The organism is Candidatus Accumulibacter sp. ACC007, assembly GCF_907163205.1.
GTDB lineage: Bacteria > Pseudomonadota > Gammaproteobacteria > Burkholderiales > Rhodocyclaceae > Accumulibacter > Accumulibacter regalis.
In genome coordinates this window covers 60,356-77,977 of sequence record NZ_CAJQUD010000009.1, presented here as the reverse complement: position 1 = coordinate 77,977, position 17,622 = coordinate 60,356, and the positions used below count along the sequence as shown (strand labels likewise).

Here is a 17,622-nt window from a genome sequence, read left to right as displayed (position 1 = left end):
TGAACAAATGAACAAGGTAGGTCTGGTCGGTTGGCGCGGCATGGTCGGTTCGGTGCTGATGCAAAGAATGGTGGAAGAGGGCGATTTCGAGCACATCGAGCCGCTCTACTTCTCGACTTCCGCCGTCGGCGGCAAGGCGCCGCTGCTCGCGGGCAGGGAAGCAGGCAGCCTGCAGGATGCGATGTCGATCGACTCCCTCAAGCAGATGGACATTGTCGTCACCTGCCAGGGCGGTGACTACACGAAGGAGGTCTTCCCCCGGCTGCGCGCCGCTGGCTGGAACGGTCACTGGATCGACGCCGCGTCGACGCTGCGCATGAAGGACGATGCGGTGATCATCCTCGATCCGGTGAACCGCGAGGTTATCGACGCTGCCCTGGCCAAGGGTGGCCGGAACTGGATCGGCGGCAACTGCACCGTTTCGCTGATGCTGATGGGGCTCGGCGGACTGTTCCGGCAGGATCTCGTCGAGTGGGTCAGCGCGATGACCTACCAGGCGGCATCGGGTGCCGGCGCCCAGAACATGCGCGAGCTCCTGCTGCAGATGGGTGCGCTGCACGATGCGGTGAAGTCCGAGTTGGCCGATCCGGCTTCGGCGATTCTGGACATTGATCGCAAGGTTGCTGCAACCATGCGCTCGGCGGACTTTCCGACCAGCAACTTCCGTCACACGGCGCTCGCCGGTAGCGTGATCCCGTGGATCGACGCGTCGGTCGAACACGGGCAGTCGAAGGAGGAATGGAAGGGCGGCGCCGAGTGCAACAAGATCCTTGGCCGCCCGCCGTTTCGTTCGCCGGGCAGTATTCCGGTTGACGGGCTCTGCGTACGTGTCGGCGCCATGCGTTGCCATTCGCAGGGACTGACCATCAAGCTCAAGCACGATGTCCCGCTCGACGAAGTCAACGAGATCATCGCGCAGGGGAATGCGTGGGTGAAAGTCGTTCCGAATGAACGCGAAATCAGCGAGCGCGAGTTGACCCCGGCGGCCGTTACCGGCAGCTTGTCGGTCCCGGTCGGGCGGCTGCACAAGCTGGCGATGGGCGGGGAGTACCTTGGAGCGTTTACGGTCGGCGACCAGTTGCTCTGGGGGGCGGCTGAACCGCTTCGTCGCATGCTTCGTGTTCTGATCGATAACTGATTGAAATCGAATAGACAAACTGGCTGTGACAGGCCGGGTTTGGCGCCTTATCCGGGCGTTGATTCAGAAGCAAGTTTAGCTTGCATGGCTAACCCCATGATGTTATTTTAATAATTCCGATTTCGACGCTCAGGGTGGCGCCGTGGCCAGAAAAATACGTCAAACAGCAAAGGATTTCAGATTGCGGACCTCGGTATGGGCGGTGGCGTCATCACTGGTGCTGGCCACCGTGCCTGTGGCCAGCGAGGCCGCGGGTCTGGGCCAGATCACCGTCTTCTCGGCGCTCGGCCAGCCTTTGCGCGCCGAGGTGGAGGTCTTCGCGACACGCGAAGAGATTGCAGAAATGCAGGCCAAGCTCGCGGCTCCCGATGAGTTCAAGCGGGCCGGCGTCGACTACTCCTCGACGCTGCTGGGGATCAGTTTTGCGATCACCAAGAATTCCAGCGGCCGTTCGATCATCAAACTGACTTCCTCTCGGCCCATCAACGACCCGTTCGTCGACCTGCTCCTCGAGCTCAATTGGCCAACGGGGCGCTTGATTCGCGATTACACGTTTCTGCTCGATCCTCCCGAGTTTGCCGCCCGAGCAGGTGCCTCCGCAGGCCCGGCTCTGGTTGCCAGGCCAGTGGCGCCGGTCAGGCCGGTCAGTGAAGCACGCGTGCCTGAGGCCGGAGCAGCGCGCGCTGCTCCGGCGCGGCCGATGGTGCAGGCGCGTGCCCCATCACCTCCCGAGCAGCCGTCAGCAGCTGGCGGCGGAACGCACCGGGTCGAACGCGGTGAAACGCTGAGCAAGATCGCTCGTGAAACCCGGCCGGAGGGGGTGTCTCTCGACCAGATGCTGGTTGGCCTGTTCCGTGCCAACGAGGACGCGTTCGACCGCGGCAACATGAATCGCCTGCGCGCAGGCAAGATTCTGTCGATACCGGATAAAGGTAGTCTGAGCACGATTTCGCAGGACGAAGCCAGACGGGTGGTGATTGCGCAGTCGTCGGACTGGAGTTCCTACCGTCGCAAACTCGCCTCGGCGGCAGCTGATTCTCCGGCTGCCGAAGAGGAAGCGCGGCAGCAAGCGTCCGGTAAAATCACGACCAAAGTCCAGGATACGGCGGCGCCTCTCGCGGAGCCCAAGGATCAACTGAAGGTCTCGAAGAGCGAGCTTCCCGGCGGCAAGCCGGTGGCGACGGGCAAGCGCAGCGACGAGGATCTGATCGCCAAGGAGCAGGCGCTCAGGGAAGCCAACGAGCGTTTGGCGGCTCTCGAGAAGAATGTGGCCGAGTTGCAACGGCTGGTCGAGTTGAAGAGCCAGAGCCTGGCTGAGCTGGAGAAGCAGGCGGCGGGGCAGCCCGCGCCGATGCCTCCGGCTGCCCCGGTCGTTCCGCCAGCCGCCAGCCCGGCGGCGCCCGCTGCCAGTGCAGCGGCACCTGCGATGTCGATGGACAAGCCGCCAGCGCAGCCTGCCGAGAGCAGGCCGAGTGAAGTGCTCGCCCAGGCGGAGCAAAAGACCGAAGAGCCCAAGGCAGAGGTGAGGGCGGAAGAGCCCAAGCCGGTCGAACCGCCAAAACCGCCGGCGGCGCCGAAACCAAAGATCGTATTGCCGCCGCCCGAAGAGCCGAGTTTCCTCGACGACTTGCTGACGAGTACGCCGTTCATGGCCGGAGGCGGCGGCATTCTCGCGCTGCTCGCCGCGTACTGGCTGGCCCGACGGCGTCGCCAGAGCGGGGGCGAGGGTCCTCTCGATTCGCAGCTCAGCACGCTTGCACCGCAGGGCGACAACAGCCTGGTAGCCAACTCGGTATTTCGCAGTACGGGCGGGCAGAGCGTCGATACCTCGCACTCGATGGCACAGACCGATTTCAGCCAGGCCGGTCCCGGCAGCATCGACACCGACGAGGTCGATCCGGTTGCCGAGGCCGATGTCTATATGGCGTATGGGCGGGACGCGCAGGCCGAAGAGATCCTCCTGGAGGCTCGCCAGAAGGATCCCGGGCGGCATGCGATTCACTTGAAGCTGCTCGAGATCTACTTTAGCCGCAAGGATATCAAGCCGTTCGATGCGCTGGCGACGGAGCTGTTCAACGCCACCGGCGGGTTCGGCAGCGATTGGGAGAAAGCGGCCGCCATGGGCCTCCAGCTTGATTCCAAGAACGCCCTGTTCGGCTCGGTTGGGCAAGCGGAGCAGCCACCGGCCGCATTCGAGTCTGCAGCAGTGGATGACGGTGGCGTCGACCCCAGTGAAAAAACCATCGCCATTGAGCGACCCGTTAACGACACGATGGCCGTCGACCCGTCGTATGAAGACACGCTGATCGTCAAACACGACCGGCCGGCGGCAGCCGCTTCGGAGGCCGAGCACGAAGATACCTTGGTCAAGCCCGCCGAGCCCGAGCAGGCGAAATCGCCTGTTCAGTCTGCGGGTTCTGCTGCGCCGATGGCCGCCGGGATGAGCGCAGCGAGCGATCTGGCGGACCTCGATTTTGATCTCGGGGCCGGCGAGGCGACGCCCGATGCGCCAGCCGTCGCTGACGACGATTTTCTCGAGACGACGCTCTCGTTCCCGAGTCCCGCACCGGGGGCTGCCCTTGATTTTGATTTTGCAACATCCTTGCCAAGAGCCTCGACGTCATCGGACAGCGAATTCGACGATGCCGAACCCGATTCTCCGCCGATTCCGGTGGAGGAATTCGGAATGCCCGAGGAGACGATGCTGATCGGTGCCGACGCGCGCGAGACATCTTCGCAGCCCGGTGCCGGTCTCGACTTCGAGTTCGATCTGGGCGTCGAAGATCCGGTCGACCGGACAGCCGAGACGCAGGAGGTGCCGCTGCTTGAGCCCGCCGAGGTGCTCGACATTGGTGTGGCGGACGCTGACGCGCTGGAGTTTGATGTCACGCTGACCGAGTCGACCGTCCTTGGCGAGGGAATGCAGCATCCCTCGTTCGACATGTCGTCGATCAACCTGGACCTGGAAGACAGCGATCGCGATGACCGCTCTGGCGCCACCGTGCCCGAAGCCGCCGGGTCTGCTGGCGCCGCTGGCTCTGTTTTCGAAGCCGACCAGGAAGACACGCTGGTCAACCCGGATTTCTCGACGACGCAGGCCGACAGCACGGCCGATTCCGCGTTTTCGTCCGACATGGATTTGGCGAGCGACGCCGATATCAGCTCCAGCGAAGAGGTGGCTACCAAGATCGACCTCGCCAAGGCCTATCAGGAAATGGGTGATCTCGAAGGCGCACGCGAGCTCCTGCAAGAGGTCATCAAGGATGGCGACGCTGCGCAGCGTGAAGCGGCGCTGGCCATCCTCGGCGAGTTGCGCGAGTAGGCGCGTCGACCGCGCTCGGAACGAGAATTCCGGGCGCGGCGGTCTGTCGATCCCTCCATACGAAAGCTGGCGCGCCGTGCATCCTACAACCCGCCTGGTGGTCTGGCTGCTACTGCTGCTGGCGAGCCAGTCCCTGCATGGCGAACAACTGCTCGCCGCTCTTCTGCTCCTACCGTTTCTTGGCCTGGCAGCACTTCGCCGTGCGCTGCGCCTCGCCTGGCGGACGCGCTGGCTGTTCCTGTCGCTGTTCGTCATCGTCGCCTGGGGGGCGGCGGGCGAACCTGCCTGGGGCGGTGCTCTCGCCCCCACTCGCGAGGGCTTGCTCGCCGCCGCGACGCATGGCGGGCGCTTGTTGCTCGCCTTGAGTGCGGTGGCGGTACTTGTCGAATGGACGCCTGTGCCCGAACTGCTGGTCGCCACTCATCGCTTGCTGCAGCCGCTGCGGCGCTGTGGCGTCGACCCCGACCGCAGCGTCGTGCGCCTCCTGTTGGTGATGCGCCACATCGAGACCTTGCCGCGTCCGCGTGACTGGCGGATCCTGCTCAAGGCGCCGACCCCGGGGGAGGATGAGGTCTTTGAACTCGCTGACCGGCCTTTTTCGTGGTCCGACCCCGCGCTGATTCTGCTTGTCGCCGGCGTCGTCGGCGCCTTTTTTCTCCGCCAGGCCTAGCGCGTGCGCATCGCCCTGGCCGTCGAATACGACGGTAGCGGTTATCGCGGCTGGCAGAAACAGCCTGGTGGCGGTACGGTCCAGGATGCCTTTCAGGAAGCCTTGCAGCAGTTCGCTGGCACGGCGGTGCGGGTGATCTGTGCCGGGCGTACCGACGCCGGCGTGCATGCCTTGGGCCAGGTGGTGCATTTCGACACGCCGCTTGAGCGGCCGATGTTCTCCTGGGTGCGAGGAATCAACACCTTCCTGCCGCCAGCGGTCGCCGTGCGCTGGGCGCAGCCGGTTGCCGACGATTTCCACGCCCGCGCCTCGGCCTATGCCCGACACTATCGCTATCTGCTCCTCAACCGGGCGCACCGCACGGGGCTCTGGCCCGGCCGCGTTGGCTGGTACCACCACCCGCTTGACCTGGGCGCGCTGCAGGCTGGCGCTGCGCTGTTGCTCGGCGAGCACGACTTCTCGGCTTTTCGGGCGGCGCAATGCCAGGCGCACTCACCGGTCAAGCTCATGCACAAGGCAGAGATCACGCGTGTCGGCGAGCTCCTTGTCTTTGATTTCGAGGCCTCGGCCTTCCTTCACCACATGGTGCGCAATCTGGTCGGTAGTCTGGTTCACGTCGGTCAGGGCAAGCATCCACCGGAGTGGATTGCCGAACTGCTGGCGGCTGGCGATCGCCGCCTGGCGGCGCCGACCTTCGCTGCCGCCGGGCTCTATCTCGCCGCGGTCAGATACCCGCCGAACTGGGGCCTGCCGCTTGGCGAAGAGGCACTGCTGCTGCCCGTCGGCCCAGGACGATGAGCAGGGCGACCGCCATGGCCAGGATTCCGCGCCTCAAGATTTGCGGGCTGACTCGCCGCGAGGATCTGCTGTGCGCCGTGCGCGAGGGTGCCGACGCGCTGGGCCTGGTTTTTTTTCCGCCCAGTCCGCGCTACGTCGACCTGCGGGCGGCGGCTGCGCTGGCCAACGCCGTGCCGCCATTCGTCACCATCGTCGGACTCTTCGTCAATGCCGATCCGGCGCTGGTACGCGCAACGCTGGCCGCGCTGCCGATCCACCTGTTGCAGTTTCACGGCGACGAAGACGAGGGGTATTGCCGGCAGTTCGATCGGCCGTACATCAAGGCGGCGCGCGTCAGGCCTGGACTGGATTTGGTACAATACGCGGCTCGCTTCCCTTCGGCGCAAGCCATCCTTCTCGACGCTTTCGTCGAAGGCTACGGCGGTGGCGGCAAGGTTTTCGACTGGGCGTTGGTGCCCGAATCGCTGGGCAAGCCACTGATCCTCTCCGGTGGCCTGGATGCCGACAATGTCGGCGAAGCGGTGCGCCGTGTGCGCCCGGCAGCAGTTGATGTCTCGTCGGGTGTCGAGGCAGACAAGGGAATCAAGGATGTCGAAAAGATCCGCGCCTTTGTCGCCGCGCTGCGGGCGGCAGGATCGGAAAGTAGCGACGCATAGCGCAATCGCTGCTGCGCTGGACGTGCTGGATTCGAGCTGGGCACGAGCGCAGCCACTGGACGCCATCTGGTCGGGAATGCCTGTGTCGGTGCAGCGGCGGGCCGGATGTTCGAGACGCTGCAGATGTTTTGTCGCAAACCGCCGCAAGGAGATTGTTGATGGCCGTTGATGTTTATGATTTGCCTGACGCTGCGGGCCATTTTGGCCCGTACGGCGGTGTTTTCGTCGCGGAAACCCTGATCGGTGCGCTCGACGAACTGAAGGAGGCCTACGCCAGCGCGCAACACGATCCGCAGTTCGTCGCCGAATTCGACTACGAGCTGCGCCACTATGTCGGCCGTCCGAGTCCCATCTACCACGCCCGGCGCTGGTCAGAACTGCTTGGCGGGGCGCAGATCCACCTGAAGCGCGAAGACCTCAATCACACCGGGGCGCACAAGATCAACAACTGCATCGGCCAGGCGCTGCTCGCCCGGCGCATGTGCAAGGCGCGCGTTATTGCCGAGACCGGCGCCGGCCAGCACGGTGTTGCGACGGCCACCGTGGCGGCGCGCTATGGCATGGAATGCGTGGTGTATATGGGGGCCGACGACATCCAGCGGCAGATGGCCAATGTTTACCGCATGAAGCTGCTCGGCGCGACGGTGGTGCCAGTCAATAGTGGTTCACGAACGCTCAAGGATGCGCTCAACGAAGCGATGCGTGACTGGGTGGCACAGGTTTCCGACACTTTCTACATCATCGGTACGGTTGCCGGCCCGCATCCCTATCCGATGATGGTGCGCGACTTCCAGTCGGTCATCGGCCGTGAGTCGATTGCGCAGATGCTCGAGCAGTGCGGTCGCCAACCGGATGTGGTGATCGCCTGCGTCGGCGGAGGCTCGAACGCGATGGGTATCTTCCATCCCTATATCCCGGTTCCCGGGGTGCGTCTGATCGGCGTCGAGGCGGCCGGCGCGGGGATCGCGACCGGACATCATGCCGCTTCGCTGACCGCCGGTCGTCCGGGTGTCCTGCACGGCAACCGGACCTATCTCCTGCAGGATGAGAATGGTCAGATTACCGAAACCCATTCGATTTCAGCCGGCCTCGATTACCCTGGAGTCGGCCCCGAGCACGCCTGGCTCAAGGATAGCGGCCGCGCCGAATACGTCAGCATCGACGACGCGGATGCGCTAAAGGCCTTTCACGACCTGTGCCGTCTCGAAGGCATCATCCCGGCGCTCGAATCGAGCCATGCCCTGGCCTACGCCAGCAAGCTGGCACCGACGCTGCCCAAAGACAAGATCCTGCTGGTCAACCTCTCCGGTCGCGGTGACAAGGATATGCACACCGTTGCCGATAAATCGGGCATCAAACTCTGACCATGTCGAAAATAGAGGCTGTATTCGAGCGCCTGCAAGCGCAGGGGCGCAAGGCGCTGATCCCGTTCATTACCGCCGGCGATCCGGATCCGGTGCTGACCGTTCCCTTGCTGCATTCTCTGGTCCTCGCCGGCGCTGACATCATCGAACTGGGCGTGCCGTTCTCCGATCCCATGGCCGACGGGCCAACCATCCAGCGGGCTTCCGAGCGAGCTCTGGCAAAGGGCGTCAGCTTGCGAAAAGTGCTCGAGATGGTGGCCAATTTTCGTGCTGACGACAACGACACGCCGATCGTTCTGATGGGCTACGCCAATCCGATCGAGTCGATGGGCGTCGAGGCCTTTGCCGCGGCCTCTTTCGACGCGGGAGTAGACGGGGTTCTGGTGGTCGACTACCCGCCGGAGGAGGCGATTGAGTTTGCGCAGACCCTGCACCGGCACGCGCTCGATCCGATTTTCCTGTTGGCGCCGACTTCCAGCGAGGCGCGCATGGCGCAGGTCGGTGCTCTGGCCAGTGGCTACATCTACTACGTGTCGTTGAAGGGAGTGACCGGCTCGGCCGCGCTCGACGTCGCCGCCGTTGCTGCCCGTATCCCGGAGATTCGGGCGCGCACCGGGGTGCCGGTGGGCGTCGGTTTCGGGATCCGCGACGCGGCGACGGCTGCCGCAGTGGCCGAACACGCCGATGCCGTCGTGGTTGGTAGCCGAATCATCGAAGAACTCGAACACTCGTCACCCGACGAGGCCTGCAGCAAAGTCCGCGCCCTGGTCGCCGAAATGCGCCAGGCGATAGACGCGGCAACGAATCCGTCGCGAGGAATGCCATGAGCTGGTTGAGCAAGCTGCTACCCCCAAAGATCAAGAGAAGCGGCGCAGCTTCGGCGCGCAAGTCGGCGTTGCCGGAGGGTCTATGGAGCAAATGCCCAAGCTGTGAGGCTGTGCTCTATGCCACCGATCTGGCCAGCAACTGTCACGTCTGCCCGAAGTGCGCTCACCATATGCGCGTCAACGCGCGGGCGCGGATCGACATTCTGCTCGATGCCGAGGGGCGCCTCGAGCTCGGTGACGATGTGCTGCCGGTCGATTCGCTGAACTTCAAGGACAGCCGCCGTTATCCGGAGCGTTTGCAGGCGGCGGCCAGCAGCACTGGCGAGTCCGAGGCACTGGTGGTCATGCAGGGGACCATGAAAGCTCTGCCGGTAGTGCTGGCGGTTTTCGAATTCGACTTCATGGGCGGTTCGATGGGGTCGGTGCTGGGTGAGCGCTTCGTGCGCGGCGTGCAAGCCGCTGTCGAGCAGCGTGTGCCTTTCATCTGTATCTCCGCGTCGGGCGGTGCACGGATGCAGGAAGGGCTTTTCTCGCTGATGCAGATGGCCAAGGTGACGGCGGTCCTGACTCTGCTCGCGCAAGCCAAGCTGCCGTTCATCTCGATTCTCAGCGACCCGACGATGGGTGGTGTTTCGGCGTCCTTCGCCTTTATCGGCGATGTGGTGATCGCCGAGCCGGGAGCGCTGATCGGTTTTGCCGGCCCGCGGGTGATCGAGCAGACCGTTCGCGAAACTCTTCCAGAGGGTTTTCAGCGCTCCGAATTCCTCCTTGAAAAGGGAGCCATCGACATGATCGTCGACCGCCGAGAGATGAAGGACCGGGTAGCGGCTTTGCTGGCTCTGTTGCTGAGGCGGCCCGCCCTGCAGTGAGGACCGCGCCGTGAGCGGGCGCGCGGGCAGCGCGTCGCCTGCCTCTTCCGGGGCTGTCGCGCCGGCCTCCCTGACCGACTGGCTGGCCTATCTCGAAGAGCTTCACCCCAAGGGGCAGGCAGGAATCGAGCTCGGGCTGGAACGTGTCCAGCTGGTCAAGGAGGCGCTGCGCCAGCAGTTGCCCTGTCCGCTGATTACGGTCGCCGGAACCAACGGCAAGGGTTCGACCTGCGCCTACCTCGAAGCGATCTATACCTTTGCCGGTTATCGCGTTGGTTGCTATTCGTCGCCGCATCTGCTCGACTACAACGAGCGCGTGCGAATCAATGGGCGAGCAGTGGACGATGCCCTGCTCTGCGCAGCATTTGCCAAGGTTGAGGAGGCGAGAAAGGCTTGCCGTGGCGTCGCGCTCACTTACTTCGAGTTCGGCACGCTGGCTGCCCTGGAGGTGTTCGCTGCGCAGGCGGTCGAGGTCCTGATTCTCGAAGTCGGCCTCGGCGGGCGGCTCGATGCGGTCAATGCCTACGATGCGGATTGCGCGCTGGTTACCAGCATTGCTCTGGATCACACCGAATGGCTGGGGCCGACACGCGAATCCATCGGCTTCGAGAAGGCGGGCATTTTTCGTGCAGGCAAGCCGGCGCTCTGTGCCGATCCGGATCCACCCGCTTCGCTGATTGCGCAGGCGCTCGCTGTTGGCGCCGATTTACAGCTGCTGGGCCGCGACTTCGGTCATTTCGGGGACGCGGCACAGTGGACCTTCTGGGGCCGGGGCGGTCTGCGCCGGGGCGGCCTGGCCAATCCCGGTTTGCGTGGCCGCTGCCAACTGCGCAATGCCTGCGCCGCGCTCGCCGCTGTCGAGGGGCTCAAAACGCGGCTGCCGGTTTCCATGAGCGCCGTGCGGCGAGGCCTGATCGAGCTGGACTTGCCCGGGCGTTTTCAGGTCCTGCCCGGCCGCCCGACGATCGTTCTCGACGTCGCCCACAATCCGCAGGCGGTAGGAGAACTGGTCGACAACCTGGCCGGAATGGGCTTCTTCGCGCGCACCCTCGCCGTTGTCGGCATGCTTGCCGACAAGGATGTCGCCGGGTCGCTGGCGCCGTTGGCCGGCAGGATCGATCGCTGGCTGCTCGCTGATCTCGGCGGGCCACGTGGTGCGTCGGCTGCCAGCCTGGCTGCGGTGGTGACTGGCGCCAGCCTGGGCGGTGAGATCGAATGTCTGTCGTCACCCGAACAGGCCTTCGCGCGTTCTGCCAAGCTGGCCGGTGAAAATGATAGAATCGCCGTCTTTGGATCGTTCTACACGGTCGCGGCCGTCATGCGCAGCCTGCAGAACGGTCGCTGAGCGAAGCGACGCAAGTGGATTCCACGATGCAAATGACTGAATCATCCGACCCGCAATTACACCTCAAGAAGAAAGCGCGTCGCCGTCTCGTTGGCGCGGTGGCGATTGCCGGTCTGGCCGCGGTGGTCTTGCCAATGGTCATGGACGAAGAGCCGAAGCAGCCCGTCCAGGACATCCAGATCCGCATCCCGGGGCAGGACCAACAGCCCTTCGACCCCGGCGAACTGGTGGCGCGCTCGTCGCCGTCAGCGGCCGTGGCGACGGGTAGCGACGAGCACGCCGCTGCGCTGCCAGTCGACGTGGCAGCAGTCGCCGAGAAGGCGGAGGAAAAACGTCTGGAACATGCGGCCAAGCCGGTCGACAAGTCGCCGCCGAAAAAAGCCGAGAAACCGGTGCCGCCGCCTGCTCCGGCCATCGTCAAGAAGCCCGAACCGCCCCCGCCCCCGCCCCCGCCCCCGCCGCCCCCGCCGGTCGCCTCGGACGGGCAGTACGTCATCCTGGTCGGCGCTTTCGCCGACCCGGCCAACGTCAAGAAGCTAGTCGCCAAGATTGACCGTGCCGGCGTTGCCACCTATACCGAAATCCTCAATTCGCCAGCCGGCAAGAGAACGCGTGTGCGCGCCGGTCCGTTTCCCAACCGCGAGGCGGCTGAAAAAGCCCTCGACAAGCTGAAGAAGATTGGCGTTGGCGGAGTCGTCGCCGGCCGCTCATGACCGTCTTCGACTACGTAGTGCTGTTTGTCGTTGTGGTGTCCCTGGTGCTCGGCATGTGGCGTGGTGTGGTCGGCGAGATCATTGCCCTGGTGGCGTGGGTGCTTGCATTTTTCGCCGCCCGCTGGTGGGGCTCCATGGTCGCCGAGGGATTTACGTCGATTGCCGACCCGGCGCTGCGACTGGTCGCCGGCTGGGTGACCATCTTCGTCGCCGTACTGGTGGTGATGTCGCTGCTGCGTCTGGCCGTGCGTAGCCTGCTCAAGGCGCTCGGAATGACCTTGACCGATCGTCTGCTGGGAATCATCTTCGGCGCCGCCCGCGGCCTGTTGATCGTCCTGGTTCTGGTGGCCGTTGGCGGCATGACGTCGCTACCCAAAGAGAAGTGGTGGAGCGAGGCGTACTTTTCGGCGCCGCTTGAAACGGCAGTACTGGCGAGCAAGCCGTGGTTGCCATCAGAAGTGACTAAACGAATCAGGTTTGGCTAGGAAAAAACACTATGTGCGGGATCCTCGGAGTTGTCGCAACGTCACCGGTAAACCAGTTGCTTTATGATGGGTTGATGGTCCTCCAGCATCGCGGACAGGACGCGGCCGGCATTGCGACTGTCGAGGATGATGCCTTCCACATGCACAAGGGGTCCGGGCTGGTGCGCGACGTTTTTCGCACGCGCAACATGCGCGCTCTACCGGGCAACATGGGGATCGCGCATTGCCGTTACCCGACGGCTGGTTCGGCGTTCGATTCCTCGCTCTCACAACCTTTCTATGTGAACTCGCCGTTCGGGATCGTTCTCGGTCACAACGGCAACCTGACCAATACCCAGGAGCTCAAGGAAGAGATGTTCCGCCAGGACCTGCGGCACATCAATACGCACTCCGATTCGGAAGTGCTGCTCAACGCACTGGCGCACGAATTACAGGCCACCGCCAAGGGCTATCGTCTCGATCTCGATATCATCTTTGGTGCAGTGTCGGCGGTTCATCGTCGCTGCCGCGGCGCCTATGCCGTGGTGGCGATGATCGCCGGTTACGGCATGCTCGCTTTCCGTGACCCTTTCGGCATTCGTCCGCTGGTCTTAGGCATCAACGAGACGTCCGAGGGCACCGAGTACCTTTTTGCTTCCGAGTCGGTGGCGCTCGACACCCTGGGATTCAAGGTGCTGCGCGACGTCGATCCGGGTGAGGCGATCTTCATCGACCTCGAACACCGCATGCACCAACGGCAGTGCGCGCGCCACTCGGCGTTGGCCCCGTGCATTTTCGAGTTTGTCTACCTCGCGCGTCCAGACTCGGTGATCGATGGCGTTTCGGTCTATGAAGCGCGACTGCACATGGGCGAGCATCTGGCCGACAAGCTGGTGAAGCATATTCCGGTCGAGGAGATCGACGTGGTCATCCCGATTCCCGATTCGAGTCGCCCCTCGGCGATGCAGCTCGCGCAGCGCATCAACGTGCCCTATCGCGAGGGTTTCGTCAAGAACCGCTACATTGGTCGCACCTTCATCATGCCGGGTCAGGCGACACGCAAACGCTCGGTTCGCCAGAAGCTCAATACGGTTGCCCAGGAGTTCAAGGGCAAGCGCGTGTTGCTGGTTGACGATTCGATCGTGCGCGGCACGACCAGCCGGGAGATCGTAGAAATGGCGCGTGCTGCGGGGGCGCTGAAAGTCTACTTTGCGTCTGCATCACCGCCGGTGCGCTACCCTAACGTCTATGGAATCGACATGCCGACGCGCGGCGAGCTGATTGCTACCGGTCGCACTGGCGAAGAGATCGCCCGTGAAATCGGTGCCGACGCACTGGTCTACCAGGATCTCGACGCGCTGAAAGCGTCGATCAGGGAATTGAAGCCGTCGCTGTGCTGCTTTGACACGTCGTGTTTTGATGGCTCCTACATCACCGGCGACGTCAGCCCGGAGTATCTGAATGCCATCGAACTGGCCCGTGAAGGCTACGGTGCGGCGCGGGAAGAACTCTGGTCGTCCAACCAGTTGCAGTTGAACCTGATGTCCGTGGATTGAAGATGGAGCCAATGGAAGCAATCGAATCGATGGCCTCAAGGGACACCCCGCGCAGCTACTCGCTGGAGACGCTGGCCGTGCGTGCGGGTCAGGAACGTAGCCAGTTCAACGAGCACAGCGAGGCGCTGTATCTGACCTCGAGTTTTGTCTTCGACAGCGCTGCCCAGGCCGCCGCCCGCTTTTCGGGTGAGGAAGAAGGCAACGTCTACTCGCGCTTTACCAATCCGACAGTGGCGACGTTTCAGGAGCGTCTAGCGGCGCTCGAAGGCGCCGAGGCCTGCGTCGCCACCGCCTCGGGGATGTCGGCGATTCTCTCGCTGGTGATGGCGCTATGCAGCAGCGGCGACCACATCGTCGCCTCGACGGGCCTGTTTGGCGCGACGCAGCAGATGCTTGGCACCATCATGCCGCGCTTCGGAATCCAGACCAGCTTTGTCGCACAGACCGACAATGCCGCTTGGCAGGCGGCGCTGCGGCCAGAAACCAGGCTCCTGTTCCTGGAAACACCGTCGAATCCGCTGACCGCAATTGCCGACATCGCTGCGCTGGTCAGCATTGCGCACGCCCGGGGTGTCCTGGTGGTGGTCGATAACTGCTTCTGCACGCCGATTCTGCAGCGGCCGCTCGATCTCGGTGCCGATCTGGTGCTGCATTCGGCGACCAAATATCTCGATGGTCAGGGTCGGGTGCTCGGCGGCGCTGTCGCTGGGCCGAAGAGACTGACCGATGAGGTGTTCAGGTTCCTGCGCACCGCCGGCCCGACGCTTTCCGCGTTCAACGCCTGGGTACTGCTGAAAGGCTTGGAGACGCTGCAGATTCGCATGCACGCGCAGTCGGCGAAGGCGCTGCAACTCGCGCAGTGGCTGGAGCAGCATCCTCGGGTGGAACGTGTCTACTATCCGGGCCTGGCTTCGCATCCGCAGTTCGACCTGGCGTGTCGGCAGCAGAAAAGCGGTGGGGCGATCGTCTCGTTCACCGTCAAGGGGGCGCGTCAGGAAGCCTGGAAGGTGGTCGATAGCTGCCGTTTGTTGTCGATTACCGCCAATCTCGGCGATACGAAAACGACGCTGACGCATCCGGCGACGACGACGCACGGGCGAATCACTGCGGAACAGCGGGCGGCGGCAGGCGTCAGCGAGGATCTGCTGCGCATCGCCGTCGGTCTCGAAGCAGTCGTTGACCTGCAGAACGACCTCGACGGCGGTTTGTCTTCGATTTAGCGGCCGACGCTGCGCGGCTCCCGGCGTTTCGGCCGGGCGAGATCGTTGCGGTCCCCGGCTGCTTTCATCAGCGCCTCCTTGGCGTCTCGGGGCATCATCAGATAGGTCATCAGGCTTGATCCGATGCAGACCAGCCAGAAGAGCAGAAAACCTGTCGAGTAGGTGGCTGTGACCGACCATTCGACGCGTTGTCCGAAGAGGTACAACTGCTCGGGGTCGATCATCGTAAAGAAGATCGTTTCGGCAATTCCGGCAGCGATGAACGCTGGCCAGAATACCCAAATCACGTATTTCATGCTTTCTCCATGTTTCTGGTGGGCTTGCTGGGTGGTGTTTCGATGCCGTGCTGGCCGTTAGTCATTGGGCCGAAAAGGCGCGCACAAGACAGGAAATGTGGCACAGACGACGTTCCTGTTCAAGGAGTGGAAGAGCGCAGGGGAGCGTCCGCTTGCGGCAAAGCGGGCAGATGGTTGCGCAGCGCCGTGCCCGTGCCGGTCATTGCGCGCCGGCTTCCTCGGAACTTTCCTGTTCTCCGTTCGCCATCGCTTTAGCCCGGCGCGCGAAATAATCGCCAAACGCCAGATCGTGCTTGATAATGTGCTCGACCAACCAGTTGCGGAGGAAGCGGTGGGTGTCCCTATCGATCCGCAACGAGCCCGCGGCGAGTTCTTCCGAGAGACGGAAGATCGTCATGTAGAGGGCCTCGTGCAGCGCGCAATGCTCGGCGTGAAGCGGATACTCGCTTTCCAGCATGCTCTCCTCCTCGTGGCGAAAATGCTCTTCGGCATACTGCACCAGGCGGTTGAGAATCTGCGCCAGAGCTTTCTCATCGGCGCCACCGCGGTGGCTGTCGTGGAATTCGTTGATCAGCTCGAAAAGATAGTGATGCTCCTGGTCGATGTCGGCGACCCCGACGCGATACTGGTTTCGCCAGCTCAGAAAAGGCATCATTTTTTCCCGCTCAAGTTATCCCGGGCGCAGCCGGGTCGTCGATGAATGTGCTGCAAGACTGGCTAGAGTAAGGGATTCTGCGCCAAGAATCGAGGGTTTGCCCTTGGCCCATCCCGGGGTACGAACTGCCGGCGTGTTCCTCCCCGCCAGGGGCCGCTTGCGTACGCAAAAAAAGGGCGCCACGTGGGCGCCCGAAGGGGAGAGTTCCTGATGGTCGATCGGCTCAGTAGTGGTAGGCCGATTCGCCGTGTGAGGTGATGTCGAGGCCTTCGCGCTCTTCGTCTTCCGGTACCCGCAAACCGATCACCAGGTCGACAAGCTTGAAAGCCACGACTGAGACGACACCGGACCAGATGATCACCGTGCCGACGCCCCACAGCTGGCTGATCACTTGCGCGGTCATGTCGTATTCGCCGACAGCGTTGGCGACATAGTCATAGACGCCGGTGCCGCCCAGTGACGGTGCTGCGAAGACCCCCGTCAGGATCGCGCCGAGAATCCCGCCGACGCCATGGACCCCAAAGACGTCGAGCGAATCGTCCGCGCCGAGGAGGTGCTTCAGACCATTGACACCCCACAGGCAGATCACGCCGGCCAGCAGGCCGATGACGATGGCGCCCATGACACCGACGAAGCCGGCTGCCGGAGTGATCGCCACCAGCCCGGCGACCGCTCCGGAAGCTGCACCGAGCATCGAAGGCTTGCCCTTGATCATCCATTCGGCGAGCATCCAGGACATCGTCGCGCAGGCCGTTGCCAACCAGGTGTTGACCATCGCCAGCGCCGATCCACCGCTCGCTTCGAGTGCCGAGCCGGCGTTGAAGCCGAACCAGCCGACCCACAGCAGTGAGGCACCGATCATGGTGAAGGTGAGGCTGTGCGGGGCCATTGATTCGCGGCCGTAGCCGATCCGCTTGCCGATCATGAATGCGCCGACCAGGCCGGCAACCGCCGCGTTGATGTGTACCACGGTGCCGCCGGCGAAGTCGAGCGCGCCTTTCTGGAACAGGAAACCCGCGGTTGCCCCGGCCGCCTCGGCGGCAGCGGCATCCACATAGGCATCGGGACCTGCCCAGTACCAGACCATGTGCGCCATCGGTGCGTAGGAGAGGGTAAACCAGATCACCATGAAGACCAGGATGGCGGCGAACTTCGCGCGCTCGGCGAAGGCGCCGACGATCAGGCAGCAGGTGATCGCTGCGAACGCACCCTGGAAGATAACGAAGGTCAACTCGGAGATGAACACGCCCTTGGAGAAGGTGGCGCCAAGCGAATCGGCGGTGATTCCTTTCAGGAAGACCTTGTCGAGCACCCCGAAGAAGCTGCCTCCTTCAGTGAACGCCAGCGAGTAGCCATAGACCACCCAGAGCACGCTGATCAGCGCAAAGGTCACGAACACCTGCATCAGCACCGAGAGCATGTTCTTGGTGCGTACCAGGCCACCGTAAAAGAGGGCCAGCCCGGGCAGGGACATCAGGATGACCAGCGCGGCGCAGACCATGATCCAGGCGTTGTCGGCCTTGCTGAGGGTCGCCACCGGCGCAGCGGCGGTAGTGGCCGCAGTGGCCGCTGCGGTGGCGGCAGCGACTTCTGCCATTGCCGATGGAGCCTGCGCCAGAGTCATGGCAGTGCTCGTCGCGGAGACCCCGGCAGGGGTCTCGTCAGCCCACGCCGGCGCGCCGATGCCGACGGCTCCAAGCAGGGCGAGGATGGCGAAAATGTGTTTCAT

Annotated in this window: 16 protein-coding genes; 13 read left to right on the top strand and 3 right to left on the bottom strand. The window is 63.6% G+C overall.

Annotation, left to right across the window (positions count from 1 at the left end; genetic code table 11):
- Positions 1–7: 7 nt before the first annotated feature.
- From asd to QZ634_RS17985, 13 genes are all read left to right on the top strand, one after another.
- Positions 8–1,138 (top strand): aspartate-semialdehyde dehydrogenase, encoded by a 1,131-nt coding sequence (gene asd / locus QZ634_RS18045; RefSeq protein WP_291990824.1) that lies wholly within the window; start codon positions 8–10, stop codon positions 1,136–1,138.
- Positions 1,139–1,340: 202 nt separating this feature from the next.
- Entirely contained in the window at positions 1,341–4,460 is a 3,120-nt protein-coding gene (locus QZ634_RS18040) for a FimV/HubP family polar landmark protein (RefSeq protein ID WP_291990822.1), read from the top strand.
- Positions 4,461–4,536: 76 nt separating this feature from the next.
- The gene (locus QZ634_RS18035; protein WP_291990820.1) at positions 4,537–5,130 is read left to right on the top strand and encodes a CbiQ family ECF transporter T component; all 594 of its coding nucleotides are present in this window, start codon (positions 4,537–4,539) and stop codon (positions 5,128–5,130) included.
- 3 nt (positions 5,131–5,133) lie between these two features.
- Complete coding sequence (truA, locus tag QZ634_RS18030; RefSeq protein ID WP_291990817.1) at positions 5,134–5,928, top strand: tRNA pseudouridine(38-40) synthase TruA; 795 nt, start codon at positions 5,134–5,136, stop codon at positions 5,926–5,928.
- Positions 5,925–6,584 (top strand): phosphoribosylanthranilate isomerase, encoded by a 660-nt coding sequence (locus QZ634_RS18025; protein WP_291990815.1) that lies wholly within the window; start codon positions 5,925–5,927, stop codon positions 6,582–6,584. The genes truA and QZ634_RS18025 overlap by 4 nt, the downstream gene beginning before the upstream one ends.
- A gap of 158 nt (positions 6,585–6,742) precedes the next feature.
- On the top strand, positions 6,743–7,948 hold the full coding sequence (trpB, locus tag QZ634_RS18020; RefSeq protein WP_291990813.1) for a tryptophan synthase subunit beta: 1,206 nt from the start codon (positions 6,743–6,745) through the stop codon (positions 7,946–7,948).
- A gap of 2 nt (positions 7,949–7,950) precedes the next feature.
- Positions 7,951–8,775: a tryptophan synthase subunit alpha gene (gene trpA, locus QZ634_RS18015; RefSeq protein WP_291990811.1), complete on the top strand. Its 825-nt coding sequence runs from the start codon at positions 7,951–7,953 to the stop codon at positions 8,773–8,775.
- Complete coding sequence (accD, locus tag QZ634_RS18010; protein WP_291990809.1) at positions 8,772–9,644, top strand: acetyl-CoA carboxylase, carboxyltransferase subunit beta; 873 nt, start codon at positions 8,772–8,774, stop codon at positions 9,642–9,644. The genes trpA and accD overlap by 4 nt, the downstream gene beginning before the upstream one ends.
- Positions 9,645–9,654: 10 nt before the next feature.
- Complete coding sequence (gene folC, locus QZ634_RS18005) at positions 9,655–10,989, top strand: bifunctional tetrahydrofolate synthase/dihydrofolate synthase (protein WP_291990807.1); 1,335 nt, start codon at positions 9,655–9,657, stop codon at positions 10,987–10,989.
- A 32-nt stretch (positions 10,990–11,021) separates the two neighbouring features.
- On the top strand, positions 11,022–11,702 hold the full coding sequence (locus QZ634_RS18000) for an SPOR domain-containing protein (protein ID WP_291990805.1): 681 nt from the start codon (positions 11,022–11,024) through the stop codon (positions 11,700–11,702).
- Positions 11,699–12,187: a CvpA family protein gene (locus QZ634_RS17995; protein ID WP_291990802.1), complete on the top strand. Its 489-nt coding sequence runs from the start codon at positions 11,699–11,701 to the stop codon at positions 12,185–12,187. Before QZ634_RS18000 ends, QZ634_RS17995 begins: the two co-directional genes overlap by 4 nt.
- A gap of 11 nt (positions 12,188–12,198) precedes the next feature.
- The gene (gene purF, locus QZ634_RS17990; RefSeq protein WP_291990800.1) at positions 12,199–13,722 is read left to right on the top strand and encodes an amidophosphoribosyltransferase; all 1,524 of its coding nucleotides are present in this window, start codon (positions 12,199–12,201) and stop codon (positions 13,720–13,722) included.
- 11 nt (positions 13,723–13,733) lie between these two features.
- Entirely contained in the window at positions 13,734–14,942 is a 1,209-nt protein-coding gene (locus QZ634_RS17985) for an O-succinylhomoserine sulfhydrylase (RefSeq protein WP_291990799.1), read from the top strand.
- Here QZ634_RS17985 and QZ634_RS17980 read toward each other — a convergent pair.
- The 3 genes from QZ634_RS17980 to amt form a co-directional block, all read right to left on the bottom strand.
- Complete coding sequence (locus QZ634_RS17980; protein ID WP_291990797.1) at positions 14,939–15,238, bottom strand: hypothetical protein; 300 nt, start codon at positions 15,236–15,238, stop codon at positions 14,939–14,941. The genes QZ634_RS17985 and QZ634_RS17980 overlap by 4 nt on opposite strands.
- Before the next feature lie 199 nt (positions 15,239–15,437).
- Complete coding sequence (locus tag QZ634_RS17975) at positions 15,438–15,893, bottom strand: bacteriohemerythrin (protein ID WP_291990795.1); 456 nt, start codon at positions 15,891–15,893, stop codon at positions 15,438–15,440.
- A 223-nt stretch (positions 15,894–16,116) separates the two neighbouring features.
- The gene (amt, locus tag QZ634_RS17970) at positions 16,117–17,622 is read right to left on the bottom strand and encodes an ammonium transporter (RefSeq protein ID WP_291990793.1); all 1,506 of its coding nucleotides are present in this window, start codon (positions 17,620–17,622) and stop codon (positions 16,117–16,119) included.

Bases quoted from the DNA above. Each gene is read 5' to 3' on its own strand.
- QZ634_RS17980 (WP_291990797.1), bottom strand. From the start codon at position 15,238: ATGAAATACGTGATTTGGGTATTCTGGCCAGCGTTCATCGCTGCCGGA.
- asd (WP_291990824.1), top strand. From the start codon at position 8: ATGAACAAGGTAGGTCTGGTCGGTTGGCGCGGCATGGTCGGTTCGGTG.
- QZ634_RS17975 (WP_291990795.1), bottom strand. From the start codon at position 15,893: ATGATGCCTTTTCTGAGCTGGCGAAACCAGTATCGCGTCGGGGTCGCC.
- accD (WP_291990809.1), top strand. From the start codon at position 8,772: ATGAGCTGGTTGAGCAAGCTGCTACCCCCAAAGATCAAGAGAAGCGGC.
- QZ634_RS18000 (WP_291990805.1), top strand. From the start codon at position 11,022: ATGACTGAATCATCCGACCCGCAATTACACCTCAAGAAGAAAGCGCGT.
- amt (WP_291990793.1), bottom strand. From the start codon at position 17,622: ATGAAACACATTTTCGCCATCCTCGCCCTGCTTGGAGCCGTCGGCATC.
- purF (WP_291990800.1), top strand. From the start codon at position 12,199: ATGTGCGGGATCCTCGGAGTTGTCGCAACGTCACCGGTAAACCAGTTG.
- QZ634_RS17995 (WP_291990802.1), top strand. From the start codon at position 11,699: ATGACCGTCTTCGACTACGTAGTGCTGTTTGTCGTTGTGGTGTCCCTG.
- trpA (WP_291990811.1), top strand. From the start codon at position 7,951: ATGTCGAAAATAGAGGCTGTATTCGAGCGCCTGCAAGCGCAGGGGCGC.
- QZ634_RS18025 (WP_291990815.1), top strand. From the start codon at position 5,925: ATGAGCAGGGCGACCGCCATGGCCAGGATTCCGCGCCTCAAGATTTGC.
- QZ634_RS17985 (WP_291990799.1), top strand. From the start codon at position 13,734: ATGGAAGCAATCGAATCGATGGCCTCAAGGGACACCCCGCGCAGCTAC.
- trpB (WP_291990813.1), top strand. From the start codon at position 6,743: ATGGCCGTTGATGTTTATGATTTGCCTGACGCTGCGGGCCATTTTGGC.